Here is a 23,853-nt window from a genome sequence, read left to right as displayed (position 1 = left end):
TGTTCCTTAAAAAATATGTTAGAAAATAAAAAACAAGAGTAAGTTAGTTTCCTAACATATCTCTTGTGAACTATTTATATTATATATTATTTGAAATTTTTATGAAGTACTTTCTTGTTTTTCATAATATTTTAAAATTCCTTCTAAATAGCTTTTAAGGATATTTTCTAATACATTATATTTTCTATTAATATCCAATTTTTTTTCATTATCAAGACTATCAATTGATAAATTATTTATAATTTTATCATCTTTGTCAAAATTATATAAAAAAGCTAAAAAATCAATACTTGTAAATGTTTTTACATCTGATTCAATTTCATATTTTAAAGTATCTCTTTTAATGATAAACTTATCTTCATTAAAACTTATATTAATATTCATTTTTTTTAATACCTCCTATTTCATATTTACTAATTCTTTTATTCAAAGCTTCAAGTCCTCCTTCAACTTCATCTGCAATTATCGAAATCATTTTCTTTTCTCCATTCTTTCAATATATTTCAGATTCCATAGCTCCATTTTGATATTTTATTGAGCCATCACTTTCTCTAGTAGGAACTATTATATTTTCAGGATCCAAATTCACAACTAAATTTGAATTGTGTGTAATTAAGAATACTTGCTTATGACGTGAACTGTTTTTTAAAATCTCTACCATTTCTTTACTTACATATGCATTATCAATACTATCTTCTGGTTGATCTATAAACAATATATTTTTATTAGTATTACTATCAAAATCATCAATTTTAGTTAAAAATACTATTTGAGCTCTCATTCCTGGTGAACTTGATTCTGTTTCAATTCCATCATGAGATATACTAGTTGAGAAAATACTTTCATAACTTTTTTTTAATACATTAATTTGTTTATCCGTCTTTTCTTGTTTAAAACACTTTCCCTTATATCTAATGGAATATTTTAATAATAATTTATACTTTTCTATTGAGATTGAATCATTTTTTTTAACTATATCAAGAAAATCAGTATATATTAAATTTTTAAATAAATTTTCTTTATAAGTATGCTTTGTATATTGTTTAACTATGAAAGTACTATGTGCTCCAAAAGATTTAATTATTGCTTGCTCGTTTATTTGATCTTGAAAATTCAGTTTACTATTTTTAAACTTTGAAACTATTTCTCCAAATTTTTTATAATCAGCATTTAAATCTTTAAGTTCAGCAATTTTTAAGTCTTTATTAATTAAATTATTTGATTTACTAGAGTCATAATCTGTATATATTGACTTTATGATTTTTATAAATTCAGGAAAAAAAGCGTTAGAGTTGATACTAATTAAAGTTTTTTGATTAATTTCCAATAATACATCTATCTGTTTTAATATTTCATCTTTTACTGGATTAAAATTAGCATTTTCAATATTTAGATTAAAATGTTTAAAAGTATTTTTTTGAATTTCAATATCCTTAATTTTTAATAAATCTGCTTTTAAATTTTTTTTCAATTTATTTATGTGTACATCATTATTTATTACATTATTTTTTAATGATTCATATTCATTATAAAAATTATCATTTATTTCGTCATTAATTGATATCATAATTTTATTTTTAAAAGCTTCAACACTTTCAATATTATCATCTATAATTTCTAAAGACTCAAACGGAGACTTAGAAGTATTGCAAATATGATAGATTTTACTTACCATTTCAGTTAAATTTGAAATATAATCTTTATTTTTCTTATTTAATTCATCAAAATTTGAATAATCTAAATTATTATAATCAAAATCTTCTATTATTTTAGTTTTTAAATCATATGCTTTTTCTATCATAGATGATTGTTCTATTAACATACTAGAACCAGGCTTGTTAAATTTATTATCATTAAAATCTTTTATAAAAGCTTCATTACCAAGTAAAGAAAATTCATCTTTATAATCATCTTTTTTAAATTGCTCTTTATCATTATTAATTAACGCATTTAATAAAGTATTTAAAAAAGTTTTGCCCGAAGACCTTGGTCCTATTAATATATTCAAACCTTCTGAAAATTGAATAGTACTTTTATTTTTAAATTCTACTGATTTTAATTTTGAACTTCTAGATATTGTAGTTGGTTTAACTTCTGAAATACGATTTTGATTAGATAATGCAAATTTCAAACCCATAAAAGTTGGAAGAGCTTTAAAATATGTTAACTTTCAATTATTTTTATTTTTCTCCTCTAAATATTCATTAATATCATGATTATCTGATGCACTGAAATTTACAAAAGTAAAATTTGAATCACTTTTTTCCACTAAATTCAATATTCGATTTCTAGTTGCATAATGTCCATTTGGGCTATCATTAAACCCTCATAAAACACCTAATGTTCCATATTCCTTTACATAATTATTTGAAAACTCAGATGTTTCTTCATCGTCCTTAGTAATTGAAAAAATTCCATTACTTTTTGATCCTTCTCCAACAATTATGCAATCAAGTTTTTCCAAATTCTGCAAAATAACTTCAAAGTTTTTGTTCGCCGTTTTAATAATATCTTTAATAACACTATCAATATCATTTATATTATCAGGATTAAAATAAACAAGAATTTGTCAATCTTTATCTATTTTATCTCTTCAATTTTCAGTTGGTAACACGTTTAACTCTACACCCGGAATAAAACTTATATCTAATTTTTTTTGCAATATTTTTTTATTAAGCATTTCGTATAAATCAATTAAAAATAAATCATGATCAGTAACAGATACTAACTTAATATTATTTTTTTCTAATTTATCTATTAACTTATCAGTTCATTCATCTAATGACATATCCTTATTTTTTGAATCGTTTTTAGATAATGGAGAATGTAAATGTAAATCAAAAATATTTCATTCTGAATAATTATTCTTTTTCATGTTTTTAAATCCTTTATTCTTACTTTTATATTATACACTAGCTCCCACGAAGTGTAGCAGGATAGAGAGTGATATCACACCTTAATTTTTTCCATATAAAATATGGAAAAAATGGTGATATCACTCTTTAAAAAATGATATCACTTCATATTTGTATAAAAAATACTCCCTTTTTTAAAGGAGTATTTTCTCACAAACTATGTTAAGTGATATCATTTTTTTCGGTGAAACCGAAACTAAGAAAATAAATATATATAAACTAATATTTTGAGTTTTTACATCTCTCAAGTATTTTTTTATTTTCTTCAGCTATTTTCAGCTGTTGTTCATATAAACTATTATATTCTTGCTTTTGTTTTGTAGTCATTTCATTTGGTAACAAATTGCAATATTTATAATAACTTTCTTTAATTTTTTCTAATTTAAAATAATTTTTTTCTATTTGATCTCTCATACTTTTTTTATTTCTAAACTTTTCTTCAATGTCATAAAACATTGAAGTTAACTCTTCATTTTCATCATCTAGTTCCTCATTTTCTTCTACTTGCTGAACTATTTCTTTTAAGTGTTTTGATTTAATATTTTGCTTTTGCAAAACTATATTCTTATTTTGCTCTTCTAATAAAGACTTGTAATTATAATTGTGATAATCTTCAATTGAACTATTATTAAAATCCAAGTTATTTTCTATTTCTAAAGTATCTAAATTATTTAAAGATTCTCATTCTGCTAATTCTTTATCTGCTCCAATATAATTAATTCATTCTTCATAATCATTATCTATAAAATTAAAATAGTGATTTTTCTTATAATTGATTGCATTAGAAGGAACAAAACTACGTTTATAACTCATATACTCTTTAAACTTTTTAACTTTATAAGAATATATTGAATGAACCAAAGCAGGGTTTTTACCACTTTTTTTAACTATCATAAAATTATCATCTAAATTTAATATTTCATTTCCCCTAATTAAAGGAACAGTTGTAACATTAGTAGTTTCCTTTTCTTTTTTATTTTTATAATCTTTTTTTTCTACTCTATTAAACTTATCATTAATATTAAAAGCTACAATTGGTTTTTCTCCATATTCTTTTGATAACTCATCTGCAGTTGATGAATCATTAGTTCTAATATAAATACTTGCATTACAGTTAAATTTAATGGTTTGTGATTCAGTTTCTCCATAAGCAGTTTTTAATTGACCATAATCTTGCAAAATTAACATAAAGAAAATATTTCTACTTCTAGCTACAGTAATCATTTGTGCAAAAGTTGGTATTTTAGGAAAGTTACCAAATTCATCTAAATAAAACTGAATTTGTCTAGATAATGTAGCTTCTTTTAATCTACCACTAACTTTATTATTTGTAGCTACTTTAACTGAAGTTTTATATAATTGATCTACAAAGCATGCTACTAAAGGATGAAATGTTTTATCATCGTCAGGGACAATTAAATATAAAATTGTTGGTTTTTCTCCATAAGCTATTTCTTCCATATTTATTAAGTTTTGTGTACTACATAACATTCCCTGAACACTTGTAAAAGTATAAAGAGTTGTTTCTGCTTTAGCTGTTGTTATAATTGATTTTTGAGTTTGTTCACTTGAATTAACTACTGTAAGAATTTGGTTTAATCCAAAAGAGTCTTCTCCATCTTTATTTTTTACATCTTTAAATTTCTCTATTCATTCTTCAAAATTTGTTTCATCCATCATTTTGATTATATTTACAATATTGAATTTTTCTAAAGGTAAAGCATCTTGATTTTTATCCATAATTTCTAACATAATAACTGCTATTCCTATAAAAAAGGTTCTTGATGCATTAACTCAAAAAGGATCTCCATTATTAGAAGTTTGAATAATAATACTTGCTAAGTTCATTATCTCTTTTTCTGATAAGGATTTTAAATTTTTAATATGATTCTCTACTTTTATTTCAAAGTCATATTCATTTATATGAAATCTAGCATTTGAAACATATAATTTTATTTCTTCTCCCTTTTCTCAACCACTATTCAATATTTCTTTTTCAAAGTTTTCAACACAGTCAATACAGTTTTTAGTATCATGAATTGAACACAATAATTGAGTTTGAGAATTATTTAACTCAATTACTTCTTTATTTATATATTCTTTTACAGTAACTAAATTCGTAAATGTTTTAACAAAAGTATATTCTTTTCTATAATTAATAGCTTCTTTTCTATATTTTCAACTAATGTATAAAGGATTTCATGAATAACTTGTTGTAGTATCTCTAAAATTTAATACTTTGACATCATAGCCTTGAGATTCAAGTATTCCACTAGTTTGTTCATAAATTTCTCCCTTAGGGTCAGTAATTACCATTGTTGGTTGTTCACTGTTATTTAAAAAAGCATTTCTAATAATACCAGGAAAAATAAGTTTTTGAGTTTTACCACTACCTGTTGAACCCATTACTAATAAATGAAGTTTTTCTAAAGTATGATATACAATGTTATATTTAAAATGATGTTTGCTAATTTCTGATTCTCATTTTATTAAACTCTTTAAATATTTCTCAGTATCTAAAATATTGTTCTCTCCATCATAATATTCAAAGTCTTTAGCTAATGGAGGAGCAACAAGAGTATTTTTATCTTTTGTTCGATACTGACAATTTATAACTCAAGCAGCTTTTTTTATTATTTCTTTTTTAGGTTTGCAACATTTTTTAGTATCACAACCAAAATAATGGTGAAATTCTTTTAAGGTTTTTTCTTGTTTATTTAAATTACTTATTTCTGTTTCATTGTGCATTCATCTTGCAAGTCCAAAATCCTTAATTTTATTTGTATCAACATTTTTTACAGCTCTTTTTGATTTATTATCAAATATTATTTTTCAAGTTATATAAAAGTATCATCCAACTAAAGCAATAAAAGGAATAAGTAGAAAATTTTTATATTTTATTAAAAGTTTAACTTTTATTATTTCATGTTTAATTAGTAAAAATAGACTAATTAATATAATCAAACCAATAAGAAAGAAAATTGTTGTAACTAATCATCTTTTCTTTTTTGAAATCTTATGCATATTTAACTCCTCCACTAATAGCTAAAAGTATTACAAAAATAATTAACAATATTAATAAAATTAATTTATATAATCTAATTTTCTTTTTTAGAACAAAACGATAATAAGTTTTTACTCTAAAAAATACAGTAATAGTAATTTCATCAGCTTCAGCCTTATTCATTTTTCTAAGTATTTTTTGATATTTTAAATATTTTCAAATAAAAATTATTAAGAATAGAATAACTATAGCTCCAATTATAGAAATAATTTGTTCTAAAATCTGCATATCTAATTCTTAGCTCTTTCTCTTTCTTTAAATATTTCTTCTGTTTTATTTGCTTCAAATGAAACATAGTTATTCATAACTTTTATTAACTTAGAAATTTTAATCAATAAATCACCTATGATAGAGATTCTTATTTTTCTTATTTTGGGATAATACTTTGCTGGAATAATACCTTTTTTTGATATATCCATATTTCTTTTTATTGCATATAAAATTCTATTTCCTATTCTTGAGTACAGTCCATCCTTACCATAAAGTGACTCATACATGAATTTAGTATCTTTATTATTATTTATCTCATTGACTGCATTTTGATAACCTTCTAAATTTTTTACATAAGTTTTATACTCTTGATTAATATTTTTGTCATTTTTTAAAATATGATCGATAATCTTATTAATTCTTTGTTTTTCTGTTTTATTTAAAAAATTGTATTTTAAGGAATTTACTTTTCTAAATTTAGCTCTATTATTTTCATAATTATATTTATTAATTTCATATACTATTTTTTCATAGTCATTTGTTAAATCATTGTAGATCTCTTTTACATCCATTCAAGAAGAGTTTTGTCAAATTATTGGTTCTTTTAAACTTTGTTTAAAATGATTTACAAGATTTCCTCTGCTTTTCATAAAGTCTTTATATTCTATATGTTGCTTTTTTAAAATTAAATCAGTTGCAAATCTAAATCTAAAATCTTCTAAAAGGTCTTTATCAAAATGATATTTAGGTTCATACTCTTTTGAGAATCTTGTAGGTTCTTTTTCGAAGAATAACAAATGCACATGAGGATTGTCAGTATTTTTATGAAAAGCAAAAAATCACTCCATTTTATCTGAGTTAATACCTTTAGATTTAAAGAGCATATCTATTCTATCTTTTAGAACTTCATGAACAATTTCAGGAGAATATATTTTGTATTTTTCAACAAAAGCAGACTCAAAAGAAATAACTGTATCTCATACAAATTGTTTTTCTTGATTTATTTTTAATAAATTAGATTTAATTTCTTCTAATCTTTTATTATTTGCTAATCCTTCTTTACTTCAAACTCCAGTTACTTCTTCTTTTACAGTTTTTAAATATTCTAATTTTTTAAAATATTCTTTTGAATTAGTTTTTCTTAATTTATCTAAATCTATTAATTCATCATTAGTTAAATTTAATTTATAAATAGCATCATCTCGTGTTATGTAATCTAAATAAGTTCTATTTTTAGTTTTCTTATTTTTTTGAGCTTTTCCAGAATAATAATATTCTATTCTTTTAGAAATATCACTTCTAGCTTTTCCCAACTTATCTTTTGGTTTTATTTTAAAAATTACAGGAGATTTAAAATTTTTATATTCGCTAAAGGGTGTATCCATATTATTCTTTCTCCTTTTCATAAAAAAAATTATTATCTTTAACTTTATCTATTTGATTCACTTTTTCGTTTTCTTTTTGGAAAACTATTATTTGAATTTTTTTTATTATAATTTCAATTTTGTTTAATGTTTTTTGATAATTAGATAAAAACTTTTTATCTATTTCATTAATAAAATTGTACTTTTCTAAAAACTGATTTCATAAACTTTTTATTTGTTCAAAGTATTTTAAAACTTTTTCTTTCAAAAACTCACCTTTTCTATTTAAAAAGAATATGCTAGAAAACAAAAAAACAAGAGTTAAGTTAGTTTCCTAACATATCTCTTGTGAACTATTTATATTATATATTATTTTTATTCTCAGTTTACTAAAATATCATTAATCTTATTATGTAGTTTCTGAATTTTATCAAATCTTAATTTTCAAAATGTAGTTAAATCATCTATAAATTTCATATCTTTTTGTAAATCTGTCACATTAACTCCTTCACTTGGATTATCAATTTGAGCTTGTTTAGCAGTTTTATATCTTGCTAAAGCTGAATTCATACCCATAGCATATATACCTCATTTACCTTGAGATTTAATTTCTTCATTTCCTCCCAAGTAATAAGAAATATATAAATTTAAAACTTTTAATCTAAGTTGAAATCATTTTTTAGAATAACTATTTTGTTTTAATTGATTAATGTCAATTTGTTCATATGTATAATTACCATCAAATTCATCAATTCTAACTAAATCTCATTGTGCTTCATTTGCATATCATATTATTGATTGAAAATAAATATCACCATATGAATATCATATTTCATTTTCTGATTTACCTTCATCTACTCAATTCTTAATAAAATTACCATAAAAGTCATTTGCTGTTTTTAAATAATAGTCTCTTGCTTTTTGATATGACAGTTTATTTTTATATTTATAATCTCAATTTGTATCAGTTTGTTTTAACTCTTTAATAGCTTCTTGTTCTTTTTTATCTCCACTTTCTTTATTAACAGTTCCATTATTATCAAATGTTTTACAACTAGTAACATAAATAATTGGAGCTGTTATTAAAGTAATAGAAGAAACTAAAGCTAAAAGTTTTTTCATATCTATCTACTCCCTCTAGAAAAATCATGTTTCTTATCATATTCATTTTTATATTTTTTATCGTAATATTCTACTTTCTCTCTTAACTGTTGATTTTCTTCTCTTAAAACCTTGATTTCTTGTCTTAATTCAGTTATTAATTGCTTTACTTCAATTTTAAATTCGTTAAATTCTTTTTCTAATTTTTCTCTTTTATTCTTTTCTTCTAAATATTTTTCTTTTCAATCAGTTTGATCAATATCAATTATTGGTCCAAGTGGTCCAACAGGTTTTTCTATAATTTTTCTTTCTCTTTTAGGAACCAAACTTAAATATTCATTAACATCTTTTCTCATTGCTTTTCCTATCCTAATTGCTTCTTCTTTTGGAAGAGAACTCATGTACTTTTTAAATTCATCAAGTGTCATAGAACCCTTTATTTCATAGTTTTCTTTTGAAAAACACAATATAATGTTTTTACTATCCATATTATAACACCTCTATCTTGAATATTCTTTCTCTATATTTTTATCAACATTTTTTAATTGATTTTTTACATATTTTTCATTGTATCTATTAGTTAATTTTTTTAATTCCTCTGGTAGTTTTTTAAAAACTTCTTGAGTTTTTTTATCATCAATTTTATAATTTGAATCATAAATTCCAAATATAAAAGGTACTTCATTAGATTTTAATTTTTCATTATATGCATCTTGATAAGTACATTCTCCAATTAAAGCTTTGTATTTTCCTAAAGTATAGAAAACTACTTGATATTTATTCTTTTCTTTATTTTCTATAACTTTTACATTAAAAACTGATACACCAAAACCGCTAACTGCTATAAAATTGTTTTTTTGCTCTTTCTTTTCATTTGGTATTCAGATTTCTCCAGCTGTTCATAAATTATCTGTTAAGTTACTTCTTGTATATACTGACATTTTATTTCTCCTTTATATTTTTGTTCTCAAAAATATGTTAGAAAATAAAAAAAGAGATTTGTTAGTTTCCTAACATATCTCTTGTGAACTATTTATATTTTATACTATTTTCTAATTAATTTATTTTCAATTCTAAAAAACTTATATTAAGTAGAAAGAAAAGTTATATATTATTAATTCTTTTTTATTTGAATTTCATCATTTATTTTTAATTCCTCTTCAAGCATTCAATTTTTCTCTTTTACTTTTTCAGTAATATCATTAATTATTGGTCTACCATCAATCATTCTCTTAAATCCTAATTCATGAATTAAGAAATTTACTTTTCTATTTAATAATTCAATTTTTATTAAATTTTTTTCATTTATGGTTTTTACCATTCCATAAAATCTTGGAATAATATTTTCTTCTAAAATTTCACTAAAATTATCTTTCAATTTATTTTTTGTTTTATTTATTTCTTTATTTTCTAAATTATTTTCAATAATATTTATTATAATGCCTTTAATATATTTATTAAAACTTTCACTTTTAGTTTTAAAAATAGCTTTAAATTTGTTTAATAATTCCACTTCTTCATCTGTTTTAAATCTTATTAAAATTTGAGTATATTTATTTTTCATTTTTTCACCCATTACAAGATTTTTTAATTCTTAAAGATAAGCAATTTTTAAAAAATGAATTATTATATTTTTTTATTTTTAAAGAAGCAAAATTTTTAATTGTAAGTTTTTTTTCTTTTAAAAGTTGATTTTTAATTTCTTTAAAAATTTCATCATAAATGACATTTATATATTTTTTCTTTATTTTAGTTTTTTGAAAAATGGTATTACAGATTTCACTCTTATAAACTTTTTTAGTACTAGATATCATTTTCTTTTTCTCCTCTTATTAAATCAATTTTTTTCCTTACTTTATCATAAAATTTAATAGCAATTTCCTTATGTAACTCTTTAAAATTAATTTCTAAAGAGTTATTAATAATTCTTACATTATTAATTTCAATATTATTTTTTAATAAACTCTCATTAATTTTGTGATTATCTTTTAACTTAATAATTAAAGTTTTTTCTTCTTTTTCCCTATTAACATCTACACAATTTTCTTGATCAATATCAATAAATTTTAAACCACTTATTATATTAAATAACCTGGTAGTTAAATAATTTAAAGTTCACTTTACTAAATCAGTTTCATCTCCAGAAATGATTTTAAAATCATCTGGTTGAACATCAATTTTTAATAAAAATCTTTTTGTTCTTGAAGTAATAAGTAAACCTTCTCCATTTGGAGCATCTATTAAATGACTCTTTTCTTGATAAGTAAATCCATCATTGTCTGAATATAAACTTTCAATTTTATCAATATTTTTTGCAGTTGATTTCATAATAAAAGCATATTGACTGTTATTAATAATAGCTTTAGTTTTTTTCTCAATCTCTTCATTAGAAAGAAAATCTTCAGCATTTTGAGTAATAATTGTTATTCCCCCATTTCTTTTTCTTATCATTTTTACCATTCTAAAAATGAAATCTAAAGCTATAGGAAAATCTTTGTCCATTAATAAATGTGCTTCATCAACTATTATTCTTTGTGCAACATTTGACTCTTTTCCATGATTTACTTTTACTTGTCTTTCCAATAATTTAATTACTAAAAACATTTGCATTGAAAGTAATCTTTTGTCACTTCCATCTTTTAAACTACTCATATCAAAAATAGTTAAGTATCTATTTGAAATATCAATACTTGTATAACCATTATAAAACATAGAATAACTACCTTTTTTAAGATCATTTTGAGATATAACAAAACCATCTTCTAAAAGCTCTAATAATTTATTATATAAACTATTATTTTCTTTATTCTTAATTAGTCAATTATAAAAATCTTGTAAAATAGGAAATTCATTATTTTTTCATTCTAATATATTTTTATTTGAAGCATTATTTAATCAGTAATTATAAAAGAATCAAAATTTATTCTTTAAATAACGTGTATCTTCTTCACTAATATCATTAAAGAAATTTTTAAACAATATTTCTATGATACTTTGATGATTTAAAATTAAAGCTTCATTTAAATTAAATTCTTTACTAATTATTTTTTCTTTATCAATATTTCAAAATTTTTTATTGTACTCAATCTTTTCTTTTTCTTCTTCATTTTGTAAATCAGATAAAGTTGGCATAATTTGCAAAGGATTAATTTTATAAATTCCATCACCTAAAAATATCTTGTCTTCACCAAAATAATCAGCAAATCTTGAGTATTCATTTTCAGGATCAATTACATAGACTCTATTTCCATTTAATATCTCATTTTTTAGCATTCTTTGCATAGTTGTGGATTTTCCAGCTCCAGTTGTTGCAACAAAGAACATATTGGCATTTCTTCTTTCTTCATTTCTTATATGAGGATTAAAAAATAGTTCATCTCCTACAATACTGTTTCCTATAAATCAACCTTGAAAATCATTTAAAGAATTGTTAATGTAAGGCATTCCTCACACTAATGAATATAAAGGTACTTCTCTTCCATTTATTTCCATTAAAGGATCATGAGGTTTTGGTAACATACCACTAAATGCTTCAATTTGTTTATATGGATTTGCAAATAAAGTTAATTTCTGTTGTTTTAATATTTTCTTAGTTTCTTTTATAGATCTATTTAACTCTTTATTATTAATTCCTTTATTAATTATATAAATATTGAATTTATATAATTCATCATGTCCATAACCGATAGTGTCTGCAAACTCTTCTAATTTTTCAATTTCTTGTTGACGCTTTCTTTGTGTTAAAATCTCTTTCTTACTTGTTGCATTAGCAGTTGCTATTGCTGTTCTTCTTGCTTTACTCAAAGTCTCTTGAAAAACTTTGTCACTTACTTTATTAAAGTTAATTATAACAGGACTGTCCACATTAAAGATTTGTCCAAGTCAACCACAATCTGGCTCTCCTGGATAATGATCAACTGAACCTATTGAAATTTTAAGATTATTATCAATTTTTAAGTAGGATGCTTTATTTTCTAAACTATCATATGCAAAGTATTCATCTAAAGTATCTTTATATTTAAAAATGTTATTTTCATTATCATCAAGTATATCAATATCTACTATTTTATTTAAAACATTAACTTTTTTAGATATGTCTATTTTATGAGCATTTAAATCTGCTCTTCTATATTCATTAATTATTTTATTCTCCATTTGTTTTAACTGATCAATTGATTCTGCATAAAAAACAATATAAATTGATTTTTCAATTCATTCTAATACACTATTAGCTTCAAAATTTGAATATTTTTCAATATCCTTTTCAATTAATCTTACTCTAGAAAAATACTGTTTGTCATTTATCTCTCCATTTTTTCTTTTTACTTCTCATTCATGACGTTTCTCTTCTAAAAAGAATAAGCTTTGATTTCTTGATTTTAATTCATCAAGCTTTATTATGCTTCCTCCCATTTTTAAACTATTATAAATTTCTCAAATTTTTTCTAATATATTATTTTGTTTAATTTGTTCATAGTCAAAAAAAGAGTTTCCTTGAACTTTTATTAAACTCATGTAGAGTTTATTTTTTAATAAAATGTACTCTCCTTCAATATATTTATAAGGTATTAAATTTAAAGTACTATTTTTACTTTTTAATTTGTATTTTTTATTTACAAATAAAAATATAAATCAATCAAATATAACAGCATAAAATTTTTTATTGTGAAATTGACTTTTAGTATTTAATAAGAAGCCTGCAATTAAACATAAACTAGCAGATAATATAGCTATAGGTTTTCAAACTCCTCCTAGTTTTCACAAAAAGAAGCCTAGTATTGCTCCTAAACCTATAAAGATTATTCATACTGAAAGATCAATAATTGTCAAATTTAATTGTTGTCATATTATAAACTTTCTTTTATTTGTATTTTCTGGAATGATTGGATTTCTAGTCATATTATTTTCCTCCTTGCTCATAAATATGTTAGGAAAATAAAAAAAGAAATCTGTCAGTATTCCTAACATATCTCTTGTGAACTATTAATATTATATATTAGTTTAAACTTTTATAAGTAATTTTTATTTACTTAAATTTTTGTCAAATATAAAATAAATTAATAAATATATAAATTTAAATATTTAATACTATAGTATGTTAAAATAATTATGAAATAAAAAAGTTAAGCACTTGCGATGCTTAACCTGAAATGCTAGATAGGTTTCAAAATAAAATCTAGACATAATTATTATATCAAATATTTTGATTTTTAGTAAAAATGTTTAAATTTTAATATATAGATTCTTATTAGTTAACTAAAGGTTATAGACACAAGTGTATAACCTTTTTATTTTCATAGAAATGGAGGTTTAAATTATTAACAAATATTTTAAAAAATTTTTATTATTTATTTTTATTAATTTGATTTTATGTATTAGTTATCAATTTGCAAATATAGAAATAAAAATAGGATTAATATTTCTTACAATAATATCAATCCCAATAACTTTAGTTTATTTAACAAAATGATTGCTTAACTCTAAAAATAAGCATAAAGAAAATTATGAAAATTAATTAATTCTCATAATTTAATTATAACAAAAAAAGTTTTGAAATAATGGCAAATAAAAAACAAACAAGTAAATCAGTTGCAACAAAAGCTTCTGCTGCTTTAAGAGATGGGCGCTCTAATGCAAGAACTAAAAGTATTGCAGGAAGTGCATTATCTCAGACAAAAACAAATAAATCAAAAAAGAAATAATAAATTATTAGGATAGACATATATTGTCTATTCTTTTTTATTAAAAATTATAATAAAAATAATTATTGAAAAAATAAAAAAGAGATTTATTAATTTTCTAATATATCTCTTATAAATCATTTATTAGCATATAACTTATAATTTTAAAAGTATACTTTTAATTTCATTTAATGCATTACTTATAGATGGATTAAAAATTTCAATAGAGCGTGCTCTATAATCATTTATTTCATTAAAAGGACTATTTCCAGTTAAGCATTTTCGACCATATTTATCTCCTAAATTATTTATATGTATTCCTATAATTTTTTTTCCACTGTTTAAAGCATATTGAATTTCATATTTAACTCATCTACTATTATAAGTATATTGACCAATTAATACTACAACTACATCAGAATTATTAATTTCCTTATTTATTCAATTTTTAATTGCTTCATTTCCTGATCTTTTAACTGTTTCTCATTTTGAGGGTTCAACTACATTTTCATTAGTTACTACTCCAATATTACGAACTTGTTGTACTTTTCAATTATCATCATAGTCAAAACTATAAAATACTTTTTTCATTTTATACCTCCTTTCTAAAAATTAAAATTCCACTACAGATTCAATTATTTTTATTATTTGATCTATATCTCTAGTATTTTTTAAAGTATCAATATGTTTTTTTAAATAAGGAAAATTCTCTATTTCTTTTTCAATTTTTTCAAAAATTTTAAAAGCTGCATAACCAGTAATTGGAATAGGAATTACTTTTTTTCCTAATTGCTTAGCAATTTTAAATTCCTCATCTATCATTCCATTTGAAATTATTATTTTTTCAGAATTTTTGTCCTTTTTATTTCCAAATAAAAAAATTACTACATTAGAATTTAAAATCATATACTCTCTATTTTTTTGTCATATTTCATTTTTTTTATTTTCATCGTTCACAAATTGTGGAAAAGGTAAAACTTCTAATTTATCGGTACTTACTAATTCACTATTTTCCAAAATTTTTGACATTGCTCCTGTTATTACACTATCTCCTATTTCTATTCCATATCCACTAAAAATTTTAAATTGTCTTTCTATAAGTTTATAAGTTAATTCAGAAATAAATTTTTTAGCTTCCTTTTTATTAAAATTGTTATTAAATTCAATAGCAGTACCTGAAATAAAAATATTATTTTCTATAATTTTATTATTAATTTCTTTAAAAATATTTTGAAGTTCATTTCAATTTTCTAATCATATTGTTTTTATATTAAATCTTTTAAATAAATCAATACTTTTATAATTTTGTAATTTAAATATTTCCTCATTTTTATCTTTTTCAAAAAAAATAAAATGATTTGGTTTTTCTTCTTTATCTAATAAAGTAGAAATTTTACTTAAAATAATATTAAGATTATAATCATTAAATGATGTACCTACAAATACACAACTTTTATAACTTAATTCAAGAGTTAATTTATTTCAAAAAAATAAATTTTCATTAGCATAAGAATCATAATCTTTTCTACTAATTATTATTTTATTTTCATTTTCAATATCACCATGCATTTTATAAATATTAGTTAAATATGGTTCCAAAAAAGCAAAATTATTTTTTGTAACAATTTTTTTATATTTTTTATTCAATTTTAGCATTGATTTTTCAATTAAATTATCATAATTCGTTGTTCAAAATTCTTTTACAGGTAATTTACAAATTTCTAAAAGATTTGGTCCAGGATCTTTATCAATATCTATTTTTTTTAAAATTTTAGTTATTAAATCATGTCTTCCGTTAGTTGAATGTATTAAAAATTGTGCTAAATCAATGTAATCAATGTAATTTTGTTCACTATTTTTAATATCCAAATCTTCATATAAATCTTGCATTAATTCTTTTCAATCCGGTAAACCAACCTCTTTATTTATTCCAGAACCCAAAAAAACTAAAGCTTTTTTTTCTAATATTTTTTGAGCGAATTGTTTTATAAATGATTTTTTTATAATACTATTATTCATTTTCTTATCCTCTATTATTATTTCTATCTTTTAATTTTTCCAACTCAATTTGTCTATCTAAAATTTCTTGTTGACGCTTTAATAATTTTAATTGTTTTTCAACTTGTTCATTGGAATTAATATTAACTTGTTTTAATTCTGAATGACATATTTCTTTTGAAATCAAATTATAAACTCCAAACTGAATTTGTTTTTTTATTAATAATGGAATATAAAATTGCTCTTTTAAATATTTTAAATAATCAAAATCTTTTTCTCTATTAATTTCCCTCTTATTTTTTTCTTTCTCACTTAATTTATATCCCCATGGACTATATTTATTTTCAATTCATTCTTGATTATTTTTTTCAAATTCATTTTTTGTTCTTGGAGACATAATTCATTCATATACTTTATCTTTTCTTAGAATTTCATAGGAAAGTCACATATTGAAGTGGTATATTTTAAGAGATGTATATCCTTTTTTAAAATTTTCAATAGTTTTTTTGTCACATCCTCATCTTTCTCTTTCTGGAATTGTTCTTTTAAAACCATTTAAAGTATCTAAAAAATACTTTGGTTCTTTTTCACAAAATTTATTTCATAATACTTTAGATTTATCAGAATTAGATTTAGATAATTTTTTTATTAAAAGTATTTTTCTTATTAATTTTTTTGCTTCATTGTTTGCTTCTCTTTGCCATTCTAAATCTCTATATTGTTTAGAATTTATTCATTTTTGATGTGCATTATATTTTGCAACTTTTTCTGGATCTTGATTTCCAAATAATAACCTGCTTAACAAAGATTGTCCCATAAATAAATTTTTTTCCTTTTTCCTTCTTTTAATAATTATAACTCCTGAATTAAAAAAAAATAGTGAAATTATTTATTATCACTATTTTCTTTATCAGCATATTTTTCTCATTTTTTTGATTTAATTGAAAAATCTTCTTTAAACTCTTTTAACGAGACTCTTTGTTCTCTTTTTAAAAGTAATAATTCTTTAGCCTTTTTAATTTCTTTTGATTTATTAATTCCATTACTATTTATTATTTGATTAGATGTCATTGCATCAAATTTATTTATTTTTTCATTAAATTTAGACTCTAATTTTTCATTATATTTTTCAGCTTTTGCATTTTTATAAACATTACCACGCTCATTTAATATTTTACCTCTTGTAACATCTAATCCAGTCATTTTTGCAACTCCTCCAAAAGTAGCTCCTGCTACTCCTAAGGTTTTTGCTCCAACATTTGCTAATCCTTTCCCTAAAGTTCTAGTTTGTTCTTTTAACTGTTCACGTCTCATCATTCTACTTGCTTTTGTACCAACAAATGAACCTATTAAATTCTTAGCAGTTTTTGTACCATGAAATGCTGTTGCTACTCCTAAACCTGCTAAAGCTAAAATACCACCTTTTTGATATTTTGACATTGCTTGTTGTCTATTTTTAACAAAATTCTCTTTCGCTTGTTGCATTTTATTTTGATGAGTTCCATTTTGAACAGTTTCATTAGAAGACTCTTCATTTGATTGATTATTTATAGAGTCATTAGAACCTTGTAAACTACTTAAATCATTTTTTAATGAGTTACTAAAATTTTTTCTACCAATTAAACCTTTTTTACTCATTTTCATAGCTGCAACTCCTAAACCCGCTGCTAACATTGCTCCTGCTTTTAAAGCACCCAATCCTTGCATTGCACTACTTACACCACTAATATTTTCTCCTACTAATCTAGAAACATATTGATCTCCATTAACTACAAACAGTCCTCCTCCACAAGCTAATGCAAGTTGTAATAACATTTTTGTAAATCCATTCATTCCTAGTTTACTCATAGAGTTAAAAGATATTTGAATTAAACTTGAATAAACACTAAATATAACCATAGTTGAGCAAATTATAAAGTTATTTGCAATAATAGTTTTGGAATAATCTTTCATTCTTGCACCTTGGTCAAATACTGCAGTTAAAGCATAAAAACCAGTTAATATGAAATAAAAGAAAGTTGCAAAAGTATTTGTAACAATATTTATCATAACCAATAATAGACAAATAAAGACTATAGATAATCCTACTAATTCTACTACCATATTTCATTGAGTTAAATTACTTGGAACAGGATAATTTCCATTTTGTTCTACTATTTTTCCATCTCAGTTTGGATTTCCCATATTGTAAAGTAAATCAGCAATACTTGTATTTTTTGAACCAAAAGCAATCATTAGACCTTGTGTTAATACTGAAGTCATTTTTACTAAAATTCAAACAAATAAAGGAATAAATATTAACAAAATTGCAGAAAATGTAGAGTATTTTAAAGACTCCATAATTTTTTTAGTAATTGGTGTTTCTTCATGTTCAATAATATCTTTTTTTAAATGACAAATAAATGTTGATACTAAAAATATTAATCAACATACAGCAGCTACTATCAATATTCGATAATAAGTTGAAGGTATTAAAACTTGATTTCAATCACTTACTTTATTTCCAAATAGTATTGATTCAAATAAATCTGTGGCTAAATATTTTACAACATCATTTACAGCATTTAAAAGTTGTAAAATTCATTTACATGGTAATCATAAAATATAATTAATTAATCCTTGAAACATACCCATATTTTTATTTTCCTTTCTAATTGTCAATTTAAGATATGTTAGAAAGTAAATAAAAAGAGATTTGTCAGTATTCCTAACATATCTCTTGTGAACTATTTTTATTATACATTTTTTATTTTTACTAAAAACAAAATAAATTAAAAATTATTTTTATTTCAATAATTTTAGCACAATAAATTTGGATAATTTAAATAATTGACATAATAGAGTTAATTGACTTAATTGAATAAAAATTAAGATTTAATTCGAATTAGAGAATAATTTTTGAAAAGTAAAAAATTTTAGTCATAATTAACTAAATATTCTTTAAAAACTCATCAACTTATTTGGAATTTTAATCTTCAAATATATTTTGAATTATTAAATTTGAAGAAGCATTAATATCAGAGCCAATATCTTTTTCTATGTTTAAATATTCTTTCTTTTTAACTGAGTTTTGTTTTTGATTATTTTCATGAGAATATTCATTTTCATATCATATTCTCATTTTTTCATATTCTTCTTTAATTTTTCTTAACTCTTCTGAAGTTTTATTTCTATCTTTTTGTTTACTAGCTATTACTAAATTATATTTATTATTTAATTCTAAAATATTTACAATTTCATAATAATGACAGTATTTTTTACTTAATAATTCTCCTGAATTTAAATCATACTTACGTACTCAAAAAAAATGATGAATAGGAACTCCTAAATTATAAACACTTTTTTTATTAGAATTACTTTTATAACCTTGCATTATTTTAAAAAGTGAATTATTTCCATTATTTACTTTTTTTCCTTTAGCAAAACTTATTTCAAGAAAAGTCTCATTTTTAACATCAAAACACCTTACTAAAATGCTATTTTTAGCAAAGTTTTTATTGACTATATTATTTTCTAAAATTTCTAAATTACTTATTTCTTTAGAAAAATCTAACTGATTAAATATTTTCATAAATTTCTCCTTATAAAATATAATTTTATTATTAATAAATACTAGTATTTTTAAATCTAATTTGAATATTTCTTTTATCTCAATATCCTTTTAAATTTTGATACATTTGGGTTTTGTAACTATTTAAACTATTTAAACTTTTCTTACAATGTGGGCATTTTAAAACCCAATGATAAGTTACAAATTTACCTAAACAATTTATACATTTATAATTAAAATAATACTTAGTATTATTTGAAAATTTTTTAATAAAACTATTATATTCTTTATAATCTTGATCATTTAAAAAATCTTTTCTACATAATCTAGTAGAATCAAAGTTTCTTTTTGTTATTATGATTTCCTTCTTATTTTCATTTGTTTCAACTTTATTCATTAAATTACTTTCTTTCTATTTTGTATAATATTTTTTATTTGTTTTTTCTAATTCTTTTTAAAAGTTCAATTACTTTTTCTTTAATTTCAAAACTTTTACCTATTTTATATTCGCTTGCAAGTTCTTTTTTATTTAAACACGCATCATGATATTGAAATATATAAGCATCACAATTAAACTTTTTTAAAGAATTAATAAATTTAGTTTGAGTATTTCAATTTATTTTGCAATTCTTACTAAATGCAAACCCACTAAATTTAATACTGTAAATTTCATTTTCTTTTATTAAATCTATATTTTCTTCAGTAATTTCAAATAATGTATCTATTTTTAAATATAAAACGTTTGTATATTTTGCTTCTATTAATTCAATATTCTTTTTTACAAAATTTACAATATCTTTTTCATTATTAGAAATAATATTTATTTTTGATGTAAATTCTGCTGACATATTTTATTCTCCTTTATTTTTAAAATTGAGTAAATTTACAATTTGGATAATTATTACATGCTATAAATTTACTTGATTTATCTTTTTTTGTTCTTTCAATTAATCAGCCTATATCACAAAGTGAACATTTTTGAATTGCTCCTGGAACTCATTTACAATTTGGATAATTAGTACATGTTTCAAATTGTTTCATAGAGTTTTCATTTTTATCAAAATAGTTTTTCATAAATCTTTTTCCATTATTACATCCAGGACAATCTTTTGCATTTTCTAAGTTTAACTCAGGTTGATCTTTAAAATCACAGTTTTTATAATTAGAGCAAGATTTAAAACCTAAATCTACTCCTGTATTAGTTTTTGCTTGTCTTATAAATCCATTTTGACATTTTGGACATTTAATTTGTTCTATCATAAATTCTTTTCCTTTCTCTTCTAATTTTTTGAAATAATCTTTTATATAATTTTTGTAATCTAATTTTGCACATGCAATTAGATCTAAATCTTTTTCCATATTTTTTGTGAACTCTAAATTTATGAACTCACTAAAGTTTTTAGTTAAAAATTTATTTACTTGAATTCCTAATTTAGTAACTAACATTGAATCTTTTTCGTCAGTTTCTACATATTTTCTTTTTTGATTTATCTCAACAGAAGTTTTATAAGTACTTGGTCTTCCAATTCCTAATCTCTCAAGTTCCTTTATTAGAGTTGCTTCATTAAATCTTGATTTAGGATTTGAATTCTGCATAATTGTTTGAATTGAAAATACTTCTATTTTTTGTCCTACTTTTCAATTAAGATTTTGAGATTCTGGAGTAGTTAAACTTTTATCAAAATTATAGTATCCATATTCTATATACTCCTTAGTCTCTCCTAAAAAATATTTATCTTGGTTTTTTAAAATATAAGTATTTTTAGTTCCTATTGGTTGTTTTAAAGCTGAATTTACAGTATTTTTTCATATTAGACTATAAACATCAATTTCTTTATTTGTTAGCTGAATATTATTCTCTACAGATATTTTTTGTATATTCTCTGGTTCTCATTCTAAATGAGTAGGAGTTATTGGAGGGTGACCTTCTTGATCAGTAACCTTTTCTGATTTACAATGAATTTTTCCAACAGAATGATTTCCAAATTTAGAACTTACAAATTGTAATAATTTAATTTCAGTTTCACTATCCAATTTTGTTGAATCAGTTCTTATATAAGTTATAAGTCCTTTATCAAATAAACTCTGAGCAGTACTTGTTGCTTCTTTAACATTTAACTTTAATTTATTTTTTGCATTTTGTAAAAAATCACTAGTTGTAAAATTAATAAAAGGTTTATCTTGAAATTCATTTGCTAATAGTGACTCGACAATATAATAATTATTAAGTTGTTGTTTTATATTTAAAGCTTCTTGAAATGAATTATATTTTACAGTTTCATACTTATTATTAATTTTAGTTACATTTTTAAAATTAACTTTTAAAGTATCTTGTAAAATAAATCATTCTTCTTTTACAAAGTTTTGAATTTCTTCTTCTCTATTTGACAATAATTTTAAAACAGAACTTTGTACTCTTCCTGCAGATAAGCCAATAGAGTTATCTTGTAAAATTCTAGACAATATATAACCTGTTATTTTATCTAAGTAACTTCTAGAAAGACCAGAATTAACATAGTTAATATTAATATTATCCAAATTATTCAATTCCTTTTTAATACAATCTTTTGTTATTGAATTAAGTCTCATACGTTTAAAATTTTTATTATAAGATTTTAAAACCTCATATAAATGTCAAGAAATAACTTCACCTTCTCTATCGGGATCTGTTGCAAGAATTATCTCATCAACATTTTTAGAAACTTCTATTAAATCTTTGACAACTTTTCTTTTTTCTTTACTTACTATGAAATTTGGTTCAATATTATTTAAATCAATACCTATTTGATATTTTCCAACATTTGCAAGTTCTCTTATATGTCCAATTGAAGCTTTAACAATATAATTATTGGTATTATCAATTTCTTTTAAAAATTGACTTACTTTTTTAATTTTACCTGGAGATTCCAATATAACTAGTTTAGTCATTTAATCAACTTCTTTCTATGTTTAGCTTTGATATAATTTTTAAAGGATAGGAGGTAAATAAATGGATATTAATGGAATAAAAAATAATAAATATTACGAAGAATACAAAGTTAATAAAAACATTCCAATATGCTATTCTTGTGGTTTTAACGAAAGCAAATTTAGTTCACTAAATATGTGTAAAGTAAAAACAAAAAAAGAATTAATGGGTCAATTTTATGTAAAATCTGATCCAAATGGTGATATATATGTTAATTTTTGTAGTAATTGTATTTTATGTGGTTTTACAGATGGTTTAGAAAAAGCCATAGAGGGTTCAAAAATAACATGTAGGTATGAAAACTCAGACTTTTGAAAAAAATTGATGTAAAGTAAATATTAATTAAAGCACATTATTTTTAAAAAATGTGCTTTAATTATTTTTTAAAATACTTTTTGCTAGTGCTATAATAGAAGTTTCATTTTCATTATTTGCTTTTAGATTACTAATTTTTAATTCTAGTTGTTTAATACTTATATTTTCTTCAAAATTATCAATTATTAGTTTTTTAGCTGATTCTATTCAAAATTTATCTGTTGTTTTTTCTTTAGTTTCTAAGTCTAATTTTTTAATTAAAGTTTCTAAGTTTAGTTTCATATATATTCCTTCTCTCTCTTTCTTTATTTAATTTAGCTATTTTTAGTTTTTTATTTAATGCCTTTCTTTTCTTAATTTTTTCTTTTTGAATTTTTATTAAGGTATCGTATTCTATAACTGATAAATTTGGAAATTCTCACATTCAAATTGCATGACTATTTTGTAATTTGATTGCTTCTTTTCCTGCTTTTCAGTATTCTAATTGTTCATACATTTCTTTTAAGGTTTCTTTTTTTGGCACAATTATTTTCTCCTTTCAATCTAATTTATAGTTCTGCAATTATTATGAACAATTTCATAATTAGAATTTCCAAATACATCAATAGTTTTATAAGAATTGTATTTATCTGATTCTTTAATTTTCTTTTTACATTTAAAACAATATTTTGTTATTCTTGCCATAAT

The 23,853-nt window shown here is 21.9% G+C and carries 25 protein-coding genes; 2 read left to right on the top strand and 23 right to left on the bottom strand.

All coding sequences use genetic code 4. The features are described 5' to 3' along the window. Positions 1-99: 99 nt before the first annotated feature. The 12 genes from SFLOR_RS01210 to SFLOR_RS01155 form a co-directional block, all read right to left on the bottom strand. Positions 100-384, bottom strand: a complete 285-nt coding sequence (locus SFLOR_RS01210; RefSeq protein WP_100916277.1) for a hypothetical protein — start codon at positions 382-384, stop codon at positions 100-102. After that, positions 374-2,875 carry a hypothetical protein gene (locus tag SFLOR_RS01205; protein WP_100916276.1) on the bottom strand — a complete coding sequence of 834 codons (2,502 nt, stop codon included), beginning with the start codon at positions 2,873-2,875 and terminating at the stop codon, positions 374-376. Before SFLOR_RS01205 ends, SFLOR_RS01210 begins: the two co-directional genes overlap by 11 nt. A 259-nt stretch (positions 2,876-3,134) precedes the next feature. Next, positions 3,135-5,939 carry a type IV secretory system conjugative DNA transfer family protein gene (locus tag SFLOR_RS01200; protein WP_100916275.1) on the bottom strand — a complete coding sequence of 935 codons (2,805 nt, stop codon included), beginning with the start codon at positions 5,937-5,939 and terminating at the stop codon, positions 3,135-3,137. Continuing rightward, positions 5,932-6,207, bottom strand: a complete 276-nt coding sequence (locus tag SFLOR_RS01195) for a hypothetical protein (protein WP_100916274.1) — start codon at positions 6,205-6,207, stop codon at positions 5,932-5,934. The genes SFLOR_RS01200 and SFLOR_RS01195 overlap by 8 nt, the downstream gene beginning before the upstream one ends. A 2-nt stretch (positions 6,208-6,209) precedes the next feature. Next, complete coding sequence (gene mobL / locus SFLOR_RS01190; RefSeq protein ID WP_100916273.1) at positions 6,210-7,574, bottom strand: relaxase MobL; 1,365 nt, start codon at positions 7,572-7,574, stop codon at positions 6,210-6,212. Position 7,575: 1 nt separating this feature from the next. Beyond that, positions 7,576-7,821, bottom strand: a complete 246-nt coding sequence (locus SFLOR_RS01185) for a hypothetical protein (protein WP_100916272.1) — start codon at positions 7,819-7,821, stop codon at positions 7,576-7,578. Positions 7,822-7,928: 107 nt separating this feature from the next. Further along, the gene (locus SFLOR_RS01180; protein WP_100916271.1) at positions 7,929-8,675 is read right to left on the bottom strand and encodes a hypothetical protein; all 747 of its coding nucleotides are present in this window, start codon (positions 8,673-8,675) and stop codon (positions 7,929-7,931) included. 2 nt (positions 8,676-8,677) lie between these two features. Then, on the bottom strand, positions 8,678-9,142 hold the full coding sequence (locus SFLOR_RS01175; RefSeq protein ID WP_100916270.1) for a hypothetical protein: 465 nt from the start codon (positions 9,140-9,142) through the stop codon (positions 8,678-8,680). Positions 9,143-9,154: 12 nt separating this feature from the next. Then, the gene (locus tag SFLOR_RS01170; protein ID WP_100916269.1) at positions 9,155-9,595 is read right to left on the bottom strand and encodes a hypothetical protein; all 441 of its coding nucleotides are present in this window, start codon (positions 9,593-9,595) and stop codon (positions 9,155-9,157) included. A gap of 173 nt (positions 9,596-9,768) precedes the next feature. Beyond that, positions 9,769-10,218: a hypothetical protein gene (locus tag SFLOR_RS01165; RefSeq protein ID WP_100916268.1), complete on the bottom strand. Its 450-nt coding sequence runs from the start codon at positions 10,216-10,218 to the stop codon at positions 9,769-9,771. Beyond that, positions 10,208-10,468 (bottom strand): HU family DNA-binding protein, encoded by a 261-nt coding sequence (locus SFLOR_RS01160; protein WP_100916267.1) that lies wholly within the window; start codon positions 10,466-10,468, stop codon positions 10,208-10,210. The genes SFLOR_RS01165 and SFLOR_RS01160 overlap by 11 nt, the downstream gene beginning before the upstream one ends. Next, positions 10,458-13,553: an Mbov_0397 family ICE element conjugal transfer ATPase gene (locus SFLOR_RS01155; protein ID WP_157806915.1), complete on the bottom strand. Its 3,096-nt coding sequence runs from the start codon at positions 13,551-13,553 to the stop codon at positions 10,458-10,460. Before SFLOR_RS01155 ends, SFLOR_RS01160 begins: the two co-directional genes overlap by 11 nt. 659 nt (positions 13,554-14,212) lie before the next feature. On the opposite strand from SFLOR_RS01155, the gene SFLOR_RS05915 reads away from it, so the two are divergent. After that, entirely contained in the window at positions 14,213-14,356 is a 144-nt protein-coding gene (locus SFLOR_RS05915) for a hypothetical protein (RefSeq protein ID WP_169919177.1), read from the top strand. 135 nt (positions 14,357-14,491) lie between these two features. Here the strand turns inward: SFLOR_RS05915 and SFLOR_RS01150 are convergent, their stop codons facing one another. From SFLOR_RS01150 to SFLOR_RS01115, 8 genes are all read right to left on the bottom strand, one after another. Then, positions 14,492-14,926: a TIR domain-containing protein gene (locus SFLOR_RS01150; protein ID WP_100916265.1), complete on the bottom strand. Its 435-nt coding sequence runs from the start codon at positions 14,924-14,926 to the stop codon at positions 14,492-14,494. Between the two features lie 21 nt (positions 14,927-14,947). Then, the gene (locus SFLOR_RS01145) at positions 14,948-16,354 is read right to left on the bottom strand and encodes an SIR2 family protein (RefSeq protein WP_100916264.1); all 1,407 of its coding nucleotides are present in this window, start codon (positions 16,352-16,354) and stop codon (positions 14,948-14,950) included. A 4-nt stretch (positions 16,355-16,358) separates the two neighbouring features. Next, a complete protein-coding gene (locus tag SFLOR_RS01140; protein ID WP_100916263.1) occupies positions 16,359-17,150 on the bottom strand; it encodes a hypothetical protein in 792 nt (263 codons plus the stop codon). Between the two features lie 68 nt (positions 17,151-17,218). Then, the gene (locus SFLOR_RS01135; RefSeq protein ID WP_100916262.1) at positions 17,219-18,967 is read right to left on the bottom strand and encodes an Mbov_0396 family ICE element transmembrane protein; all 1,749 of its coding nucleotides are present in this window, start codon (positions 18,965-18,967) and stop codon (positions 17,219-17,221) included. A gap of 334 nt (positions 18,968-19,301) precedes the next feature. Next, positions 19,302-19,904 (bottom strand): hypothetical protein, encoded by a 603-nt coding sequence (locus SFLOR_RS01130; RefSeq protein WP_100916261.1) that lies wholly within the window; start codon positions 19,902-19,904, stop codon positions 19,302-19,304. 31 nt (positions 19,905-19,935) lie between these two features. After that, positions 19,936-20,280, bottom strand: coding sequence for a hypothetical protein (locus SFLOR_RS01125; RefSeq protein WP_100916260.1), 345 nt, complete (start codon positions 20,278-20,280; stop codon positions 19,936-19,938). Between the two features lie 34 nt (positions 20,281-20,314). Then, on the bottom strand, positions 20,315-20,731 hold the full coding sequence (locus SFLOR_RS01120) for a hypothetical protein (protein ID WP_100916259.1): 417 nt from the start codon (positions 20,729-20,731) through the stop codon (positions 20,315-20,317). A 19-nt stretch (positions 20,732-20,750) separates the two neighbouring features. After that, complete coding sequence (locus SFLOR_RS01115) at positions 20,751-22,811, bottom strand: type IA DNA topoisomerase (protein ID WP_100916258.1); 2,061 nt, start codon at positions 22,809-22,811, stop codon at positions 20,751-20,753. Between the two features lie 61 nt (positions 22,812-22,872). Here SFLOR_RS01115 and SFLOR_RS01110 point away from each other — a divergent pair, with 61 nt between their 5' ends. Beyond that, the gene (locus tag SFLOR_RS01110; protein ID WP_100916257.1) at positions 22,873-23,181 is read left to right on the top strand and encodes a hypothetical protein; all 309 of its coding nucleotides are present in this window, start codon (positions 22,873-22,875) and stop codon (positions 23,179-23,181) included. A 42-nt stretch (positions 23,182-23,223) separates the two neighbouring features. On the opposite strand, the gene SFLOR_RS01105 is transcribed toward SFLOR_RS01110, so the two are convergent. The 3 genes from SFLOR_RS01105 to SFLOR_RS05840 are packed head-to-tail and all read right to left on the bottom strand — an operon-like array spanning position 23,224 to position 23,850. Continuing rightward, positions 23,224-23,448, bottom strand: coding sequence for a hypothetical protein (locus tag SFLOR_RS01105; protein WP_100916256.1), 225 nt, complete (start codon positions 23,446-23,448; stop codon positions 23,224-23,226). After that, a complete protein-coding gene (locus tag SFLOR_RS01100) occupies positions 23,420-23,689 on the bottom strand; it encodes a hypothetical protein (RefSeq protein WP_100916255.1) in 270 nt (89 codons plus the stop codon). The genes SFLOR_RS01105 and SFLOR_RS01100 overlap by 29 nt, the downstream gene beginning before the upstream one ends. Before the next feature lie 20 nt (positions 23,690-23,709). Beyond that, positions 23,710-23,850, bottom strand: coding sequence for a hypothetical protein (locus tag SFLOR_RS05840; protein ID WP_157806914.1), 141 nt, complete (start codon positions 23,848-23,850; stop codon positions 23,710-23,712). Positions 23,851-23,853: the final 3 nt, after the last annotated feature.

Source organism: Spiroplasma floricola 23-6, from assembly GCF_002813555.1.
GTDB lineage: Bacteria > Bacillota_I > Bacilli_A > Mycoplasmatales > Mycoplasmataceae > Spiroplasma_A > Spiroplasma_A floricola.
The sequence above is the reverse complement of the archived record's forward strand: the minus strand, read 5'-3'. Positions and strand labels throughout refer to the sequence as shown.